The following is a 3,178-nucleotide window of genomic DNA, read 5'->3' on the forward strand; positions in this document are numbered from 1 at the left end:
TAGTGATCGAATATATTCATAGCGATGCCCGTCCTTTCGTTTTTAGCACAGGTAAAGGAGCGAAATTAGATACGTTTGCAGCTCCCGGAAGATATTCTTTATTGAGTACAGCAACCCTTATGCCAACCTGACGTTTTTTTATCGGGATACACAATTCTTATGGTTACTCTGCTCGTACAAAAAGTCTCGGCTTACTTTTAACTGTAGAAGGCATTCAGAAAATCTGCCGCCACTTTTCTCCTTATTTAGCGATATATCAATAACAAAGTCTCATAAGCACTAAGGCATTCCGTTTGCATGTCTACCACTGCAGCCTGCTTCAGACTATTCCGCATGGGTGATAAACATCCCTGATTTAACGTTAACCCAGCGCGAAATTTTAGTTAGACTCTGCGTGTGATTGTTATATTAATGGACTGATTAAATTGTGAACCAATTCAAACTTAAAGCGCTTGCTTGTGTTGTTCCTTGTTATTTTGCGGCGTTCAGCACTCATGCAGAACCCTTATCTCTCGGGGCTTCGGTTATTTATGCCCAGTCACCTTATCGCGGTGGACAGGACCGATACATCCCCATCCCGGTCATCAATTATGAAGGCGAAAACTTCTGGTTCCGTAGCTTGCAGGGCGGCTACTACCTGTGGAAAGACCAGCAGGATCAATTGTCATTAACCCTGTTGGGTTCACCGCAACAGTATGATCCCAAGGATAACGATCTGGGTGACATGAAGGCTCTGGATAAGCGCCGGATGACTCTGATGGCAGGTGCCACCTATCGCCATGTTGCCGATTGGGGTATCGTGCGTACCGCTCTGCTGGGCGATGTGCTGAACAACAGTAATGGCATCATCTGGGATCTTACCTATCTGTATCGCTTCGATTTTGGCGCGTTCAGCCTGACGCCAGGCATCGGTGCAATGTGGAACAGCGCCAATCAAAACCGCTACTACTATGGCGTGTCTTCGCACGAAAGCGCGCGGACAGGTATTGCTGAATATCAACCGGATGACAGCTGGTCTCCTTATGTGGAAATGAATGCCAGCTACCAGATTAGCGATAGCTGGAATGCCAGTTTGTCCGGGCGTTACACCCGCTTTGATAGCGAAATCAAAGACAGTCCAATGGTGGACAAAAGTGGTCAGTTCACTCTCTGGACCGGCATCAGCTACAGCTTCTAATGGTTTTACATGGCGCCTCGTAATGAGGCGTTTTTATTACATTGCACCAATAACGCGCCCCATCATGGCGCATCAGGAGGCGTAATGAAGACGATTCAATTCCGTGGAGAATCAACTTTACCCGCTATGGGGCAAGGAACCTGGTATATGGGGGAGAATGCAGCGCTGCGTCGTCAGGAAGTCTCGGCGTTACAGGCTGGATTGGATCTGGGGCTGAGACTGATTGATACCGCAGAAATGTACGCCGAAGGCGGGGCGGAAGAGGTGGTGGGCGAAGCGCTACGCGGACGCCGCCATCAGGCCTGGCTGGTGTCAAAAGTCTATCCGTGGAATGCCGGGGAAGTGGATGCGATAGAGGCCTGCGAGCGCAGCTTACAGCGCTTAGAGACCGATTATCTTGATCTTTATTTACTGCACTGGCGTGGCAATGTGCCACTGGAAGAGACCATTCGCGCCATGGAAACCTTACAGCAGCAGGGAAAAATTCGGCATTGGGGGGTATCCAATTTCGACACGGACGATCTGCATGAACTGTGGAGTGAGACGGGCGGTGAAAACTGCGCTACCAATCAGGTGCTGTATCACCTGGCATCACGAGGAATCGAATACGATTTGTTAGCGGCATGCCAGCAACGTGATATGCCGATCATGGCGTATTGCCCTCTGGCACAGGCGGGACGTTTACGTCAGTCACTGTTTGAAGATCCCCATTTGCACCAAATTGCACAACAGAAGAGCATCAGCGTGGCGCAATTACTGCTCGCGTGGGTGATTCGTCGGCCAGGCGTGATCGCCATTCCCAAGGCCAGCAGCCAACAACACGTGGCGGAAAATGCGGCTGCGTTAGACCTGCATTTGAGTGTTGAAGAGTTGGCGGTCATTGACCGGGCGTTTCCAGCACCGCAACATAAAACGGGCTTAGACGTGGTATAGCGGCGCATCTGCGCCGCAAACCTACTTATTGCGCACGCGCAGGGTGGTACCGAGGCGAGCAGGGGATTCACCGGCACTTTTCATCGGCTTGTTGATGCGAGCCGTTTCCACGCAGACCATAGTTTTGTAACCCTCATTAGGCATATCCGCCATGCTGCAGGACAATTCTGGGCCTGGATTCCATGTGACAACGTCACTTTGATAATGGTGATACACTCCAATCTGACGTTTTCCTGCGATGTCGTGAATCACACTGCAATCTTCGGCGGCGGTGTGAATCCGATCGACGCGGTCAGGGTAGGTTTGCTTGCCATCAGCCAAACTGCCTACCGTGTTAGCGTTCACCTTGTCGATAAAGCTATTTCCTAAGCCACTCACTTCCACCTGAGCAATATCGGCGATCTGGAAGTAGGTGTGCAAGGCTGCGGTGGCTTGGTAATCGCCCCAGGCTTCCAGCTCAATTTCACAATGTTCGGCGATACGAAAACGGGCCAGCAGGGTGAAATCATGCGGCCACAGCTTCTTCGTTTGCGCGTTGCTTTCCAGTGTGAACGTCAGCATTACGGCATCTTCGTTCTCATCGTGTGCAGTCAATGTCCAGGGTTGATTACGGGCGAAACCATGCGCCGGTTCACCTGCCGGACCAAACCAAGGCCAGCAAATCGGCACGCCTCCACGGATTGCTTTGCCTGCGGCAAACGGCGTCTTATCGCTCAACCAGATCACCGGTTGCTGGCCGCTGGGCTGCCATGAGAGCAGATGCGCGCCTTGCAGCGCGATCGCCGCACGAACTTTAGGATGGCTCACAACCACGATCGGCAAATCGCCCACCTGGCGCTGAGACAGGTAAGGGGTGATCTGATTCACCACTGGTAAACTATAAAGCGTATCTTGCATCGTCAGACCTTCTCTTCTTCCAAATGAAAAAAAGGGGCGACCGAAGTCACCCCTTGTCTGTTTCGCCAGTCGCTTACTTAGAAGCAACCAGTGCAATCAGATCCAGAACTTTGTGTGAGTAGCCAGTTTCGTTGTCGTACCAGGAAACCAGTTTCACGAAGTTGTCGTTCA

At 51.3% G+C, this 3,178-nt stretch carries 4 protein-coding genes; 2 read left to right on the forward strand and 2 right to left on the reverse strand.

Annotated features, from left to right (window positions below; genetic code table 11):
- Positions 1-427 precede the first annotated feature (427 nt).
- Positions 428-1,177, forward strand: a complete 750-nt coding sequence (locus RT340_RS22380) for a MipA/OmpV family protein (protein WP_058959835.1) — start codon at positions 428-430, stop codon at positions 1,175-1,177.
- 84 nt (positions 1,178-1,261) lie between these two features.
- Positions 1,262-2,110, forward strand: coding sequence for an aldo/keto reductase (locus tag RT340_RS22385; RefSeq protein ID WP_313377849.1), 849 nt, complete (start codon positions 1,262-1,264; stop codon positions 2,108-2,110).
- 21 nt (positions 2,111-2,131) lie between these two features.
- On the opposite strand, the gene RT340_RS22390 is transcribed toward RT340_RS22385, so the two are convergent.
- Together RT340_RS22390 and RT340_RS22395 are read right to left on the reverse strand one after the other, a co-directional pair.
- Positions 2,132-3,007 carry a D-hexose-6-phosphate mutarotase gene (locus RT340_RS22390; RefSeq protein ID WP_211728429.1) on the reverse strand — a complete coding sequence of 292 codons (876 nt, stop codon included), beginning with the start codon at positions 3,005-3,007 and terminating at the stop codon, positions 2,132-2,134.
- A 73-nt stretch (positions 3,008-3,080) separates the two neighbouring features.
- On the reverse strand, positions 3,081-3,178 hold a 98-nt coding region (locus RT340_RS22395; protein WP_313377850.1), incomplete at its 5' end, for a hypothetical protein.

Source organism: Pantoea sp. CTOTU50773, assembly GCF_032082325.1.
GTDB classification, from domain to species: Bacteria; Pseudomonadota; Gammaproteobacteria; order Enterobacterales; family Enterobacteriaceae; genus Pantoea; species Pantoea communis.